This is a genomic window from Streptomyces sp. NPDC057543 (assembly GCF_042801895.1).
Taxonomy (GTDB): Bacteria; Actinomycetota; Actinomycetes; order Streptomycetales; family Streptomycetaceae; genus Streptomyces.
Genome location: NZ_JBHVFF010000420.1, coordinates 1 through 5,328 on the forward strand (window position 1 = coordinate 1; position 5,328 = coordinate 5,328).

Consider the following 5,328-nt stretch of genomic DNA (forward strand, 5'->3'; position numbering starts at 1 on the left):
GGGTTGGGCCGACGAGGTCCGAAAGGCAGCCGACGGTCGTCCGGTGAGTGTGGCCTTCGACCCGATCGGCGGGAAGCTGACAGAGAGCCTTCTGGATCTGTTGACGCCGGGCGGGAAACTGGTCAGTTACGGGCAAATTGCGGAAGAGGCGATCCCAATGCACGCGTCGACACTGCTCAATAAGTCGTTGACGCTGCGGGGCAAGAACATCGGTCGGTGGCTGGCCGAGGCTTCCGCCGAGAGGCGGGCATCCGACGTCGCGACCGCGAAGCAGATCGCGCTGGGGCTCAAGGACCAGTTCGAGGTGGCCGCTACGTACGGCCTCGGCGAGCTGGCCAACGCCGTGGAGCACGCGGTACGGCCCGGCAAGGTCGGCCTCGTTCTCGTCCGCCCCTGACGGCTGCCGGAAGACCTGGTGGTCCCCGGATCCGGTGACCGCCATACGCATCGCGAAGGAAAGTACCCGGCTCATGAGTGACGAACTCATCGATCTGGCCATCGCCACCGCCGGCGGCCGAGAATCCTGGGACACCCTGCGTGGTCTGAACGTCGACATCTCCATCGGCGGCCCGATCTGGGCGATGAAGGGCTGGCCGCCGGACAAGACGTTCGACCAGATTCTGACGCTCGACACGGTCAGAGAGCACATCGTATTCACCCCGTTCACCCGCCCCGACCAGCGGATGGTCTTCGACGCCGCCGCCGACAGCGTCACCATGCAGACCCTCGACGGCGAACCGGTCGAGACCCTCGCCCCCGCACGCGCCGGCTTCAAGGGAATGCTGCGCAACAGCGCCTGGGATGCTCTGCACCTCGGCTACTTCCTGGGCTACGCGTGCTGGAACTACTTCACCACCCCGTTCCTCTTCACCCATCCGGACGTGCGGGTCCACGAGATCGAACCGTGGCGCGAGGCCGGGCAGACCTGGCGACGCCTGCAGGTGCGCTTCCCGCCCGAGATCGCCACGCACAACCCCGACCAGGTGTTCTACTTCGACGCCCTCGGAATGCAACGCCGCATGGACTACATCGTCGAAGTCAACGGCAGCACACTCGTCGGCCACTACACCAGCCGCCACAAGAGCTTCGACGGCCTGCTGGTGGCCACACGCCGACGAGTCTTCCGCCGCAACCCCGACAACAGCGTCAACCTCAACCTTCCCTCCATCACGCTCGACATCCACGATGTGGAACTCGTCCACTCCGGCGACGAACAGGCACAGTCATGACCAAGGACACCGCCGTCATCGACCACCCCGCCCGGCGGCTCGTCGTGGCGCTCCCGTGCTCCTACGACGTAGCCCGCGAGCGCTACGAAACCCTCGTCCCCGAGGTCGATCTCGACCGCTTCTTCCAGATGGCCTCCTGGCAGGCCACGCTCGAGCTCGCCGAGATCAACGCCCCGCACGGGTTCATGCGCTATTTCCGCAGCGACATCACCGCTGTCATGGCGGGATCACCGTCCTTCTGGAAGGCCACGCAGTACCTGATGGGCAACCACACCATCGCCGAACGCATGTTCCGCCACGACCCGTCGGTCATGCTGCACGCACCGCTTCGGACCCTGCTCTACGCGGACCCCGACGGCGACACGAAACTCGCCTTCGAACAGCCGAGCCTCCTGTTTGCCGGCTACGGCAACCCGGGGATCGCGGATGTCGGCCGCGAACTCGACGCCCTCCTCGCCCAGCTGATCACTCTCCTCGGCGGTGACGCACCTTCCCAACTGTGACTCCACATGACGGCGGTCGACCGTAGTGCGTCTGCGGCGCCGGCACCGCACCACCGTCCCGGATGCGGCAGCGCTGGAGGCGCCGGACCGGATCGGCCGCGGCTTCACCGCCGAGGCCTCGAACACCAAGTAGGTCGGCGACATTACCTACCTGAGCGTCGGCACCGGGAAGTTCTGCTGCCTCGCGACCGTCATCGATCTGTATTCACGACGTCTGGCCGGATGGGCGATCGCCGACCACATGCGCGCAGAGCTCGTCACCGACGCCCTGGCGGCCGCGATCCGGACCCGCGGCAGCCTCGCAGCCGGGTCGGTGAACCGTGTGAACAGATCCACATGCCGTGAGCCGGGGATGTGCGCCTGGCTCCAGGCACAGGCGCCGGACTCTGCGTGGTAGTTGCCGTCGCGTGCGGGGCGGGCCAGCAGCACGGTGGTGTCGAGGACCAGGATGCCGCGCGCCGTGGCCGTGTCCTGGGGGTGAGCATTGCGGCGAGCGCAGTCCGCGACTGGTGGGACCAGGCGTGCGAGCCTCGCTCGCCACCTCGACGTGCCGCCCGCGATGCGCTCGGAGGCCGCTGCGTGAAAGTTCGGCGGCGGACGAGTTCGCCATTCCGCCACGATCTTGCCCAAAGCCCTTCTAAGATCGCTGGAAAGGCGGTTCTCCGTATCTCTATGTACTCCCCCACGAGCAGGGCATAGGCCCTTCTGAACGCTGAGAGCAGGAGATGACATCTACGAATGAACAAGCGAAGGGAGCCGCGCCCCAGCAGCGTCGGCGGACGCCGGGCATGCTCGGCCGCCGCACCGTTGGCTGTCTGGCCGCGCTCGCCTTGGGAATCGGTAGTGGCTCGTTAGCCGTGGCGCCTGCGGCGCACTCGCAGGCGGGCGACGGATCGGTGACGGTCCGGGTGATCCGGGCCGTGGACAACAGCGGCGTGTGGACACCCGCGCTGGAACCGGGCATCGCGGGCGTCAAGGTGACCCTCACCGACGACGCCGGGACGGGCATCGAGGGGGTCACGGCGGCCGACGGCACCGTGACACTGACTCCGACGGTGGGCAGGACCACCAGCGGCAAGTACCGGGTCCAGGTGGTGAATCCGAAGCCGGGCGTGCTGTTTCCGGCCTTCGCCTCGCGTCAGGGACTGGACGGTGCGCCCAACCAGTTGAGCAGCAATGAGGAGTTCGTCGACCTCTCCGGCGACAAGAACGTGGCGTACACCACCGGGCTGTGGAGTCCGGGTGACTACTGCCAGAAGAACGCACCACTGATGACGACCTGTCAGCCCACCACGCGCGAGGGCGGGACCCAGCGCACGCTGGTCTCCTTCCCGTACGACGCGCGCGGCCAGGACGGCGTCGACGTCAACGTCACGAACATCGCCACCAACGCCGAGACCGGCACGCTGTTCGGCATCGCGTGGAACAAGGCCGACAAGAGGGTGTTCTCCTCTGCGCTGGCCAAGCGCACCACGGACTACGGTCCGGGTGACGCCGGGGGGATCTATGTGACCGACCCCGCGCGGAAGAAGACCTCCCTGTTCACCGTCGTCCCCGACGCGGGGACGACGGCGCACGGCCCCGGTACCGATGACGCGTTCCTCGCCGTGCCCGGCAAGGAGAGTCTGGGCGGCATCAAGATCACCGATGACGGCAAGGACCTGTTCGTCGTCAACCTCAACAACCGCAAGCTCTACCGTTATGACGCCACGGTGGCGACCGCGGCAGCGCCGAAGGCCGTCTACGCGATCCCGGACCCGGGCTGTCCGGCGGCGGTGGACTGGCGCCCCTTCGGCCTGGGGATGCAGGACGGCACCGGCTACCTCGGCGGGGTCTGCTCGGGCGAGTCCACCGGGAAGGTCTCGGACCTGCGCGCGGTGGTTCTGCCCTTCGACCTGGGCACCGGCGCCTTCCAGAAGGCCGTGCTGAACCAGCCGCTGGACTACCCCCGCGGCTCGACGGTCGGCGCCGGCCCGTGCGACGGCGCGGGCTGGTTCCCGTGGACGAGCACCTACCCGGACTCGCAGAACGGTCGGCCGTGTGGCAACTCCACCATCGCCAAACCCGAACCGGAGTTGGGCGAGATCGCCTTCGAGACCGACGGCTCGATGCTGCTGGCCTTCCGCGACCGCTTCGGCGACCGCGCGCCAGCCGGTCCCGCGCCGAACTCCGCCGCCGTCGTCATGTCTGGCGGTGACCTGAACAAGGCCTGCCCGGCGGACGGCATGTATGTGATGGACACCAACAACGGCTGCGGGCTGTCCCCTCGGGGCACCCGGTTCTTCGATACCAGCTGGGGTGGTCACCGCAACACGGCGTTCGCCGGCATGGCGCTCGCCAAGGCCGAGAACACCATCGCGACCTCCGCCTTCGACCCCAACCACACCGCCCTCGGGTACGGCACGTCGTTCCTCCAGCGCGATGGCACGCAGGACCCGGAGTTCGGCCTGCGCCTCAACCCGCCGGGCGCCGTAGCCCCGTTCGGCAAGGGCGCCTCGATGGGCGACCTGGAGGTGCTCTGCGACCAGGCCCCGCTCCAGATCGGCAACCGGGTCTGGTACGACCCCGAGCGCAAGGGCATCCAGAACCCGGGCCAGCGGCCGGTCGTGGGCGCGACCGTCAACCTGTACGACGAGTCGGGCAAGCTCGTGGGGACGACCGAGACGACGGCGCGCGGCGAGTACTACTTCGACGACTCCAATGTCACCGGCGGCCTCCAGCCGAGGACCAAATACACCATCCGCCTCGACAATCCGACCGACTACGCCAAGGACGGCCCGCTCTACCAGTGGGTGCCCACAGAGGCGGATGTCGGCGACAACCACTTCATCGACTCCAAGGGAATCGTCCCGCGCGACGCGAAGTTCCCGGAGCGGGCGCTGACCACCGGCGGGCCCGGGGAGAACGACCACACGTACGACTTCGGCTTCCGGCAACAGGAAGGCGCGCTGCGCCTGGTCAAGCACGACCAGGACGGCAAGCCGCTGGCGAAGGCGACGTTCCAGCTGTGGAAGGAGACAAATGGTTCCGACGGCTTGCAGGCTACCGGGACGGAGCCGGACACGCCGGTCGACAAGCCCTGCCTGACCGGGACCGACGGCATCTGCCAGGGCGCCGGCGCGCCGGGGACGTACTACTGGCAGGAGGTCAGCCCGCCCGAAGGGTACGCCGTACCCGATGTGGCGGTGTTCGGGCCGCTGGTACTGACCTCCGACAACCTCGACGAGGGGGTCTCGGTGACCGCGGTCAACGAGCGGCTGCCCGGCCCCACTCCGACGCCGACGCCGACGGCACCGGAGACACCGGACAAACCGGGCAAACCGGGTTCGCCGGGGGCTCCAGGCGCCCCGGGCGCCCCGGGTGTACCAGGTGCACCCGGCCACGCATCCAACTCGGGCCTGGCGTCAACCGGCACGAGCCAGGTGGTTCCGCTGGCCCTGGCCGGCTGCGCCGCGCTCACAGTCCTCGGCGCGGCGCTGGTCGTGCTGATGCGCAGGCGAAGGGCACAGCACCGCTAGCCCCGAAGCGGGGCGACCGGCACCGGTGACCGTCCGGGCCGGCTCGGGCGGGTTCGCGGACCAGCGGTTCGCGAACCC

The 5,328-nt window shown here is 68.5% G+C and carries 4 protein-coding genes and 1 pseudogene; all 5 read left to right on the top strand.

Going from position 1 to position 5,328, the window contains the following annotated elements:
- Nucleotides 1-397, top strand: a 397-nt coding sequence (locus ACFU8Q_RS38720; protein ID WP_384464048.1) for a zinc-binding dehydrogenase, incomplete at its 5' end; no start/stop codon positions are given.
- 73 nt (nt 398-470) lie between these two features.
- Nucleotides 471-1,229 carry a hypothetical protein gene (locus ACFU8Q_RS38725; RefSeq protein WP_384464051.1) on the top strand — a complete coding sequence of 253 codons (759 nt, stop codon included), beginning with the start codon at nt 471-473 and terminating at the stop codon, nt 1,227-1,229.
- The gene (locus tag ACFU8Q_RS38730; RefSeq protein ID WP_384464054.1) at nt 1,226-1,732 is read left to right on the top strand and encodes a DUF302 domain-containing protein; all 507 of its coding nucleotides are present in this window, start codon (nt 1,226-1,228) and stop codon (nt 1,730-1,732) included. Before ACFU8Q_RS38725 ends, ACFU8Q_RS38730 begins: the two co-directional genes overlap by 4 nt.
- Before the next feature lie 25 nt (nt 1,733-1,757).
- Nucleotides 1,758-2,030, top strand: a pseudogene (locus ACFU8Q_RS38735) (DDE-type integrase/transposase/recombinase); the annotation flags it as partial.
- 427 nt (nt 2,031-2,457) lie between these two features.
- On the top strand, nt 2,458-5,250 hold the full coding sequence (locus ACFU8Q_RS38740) for an SdrD B-like domain-containing protein (RefSeq protein WP_384464057.1): 2,793 nt from the start codon (nt 2,458-2,460) through the stop codon (nt 5,248-5,250).
- The last annotated feature ends 78 nt before the right edge of the window (nt 5,251-5,328 follow it).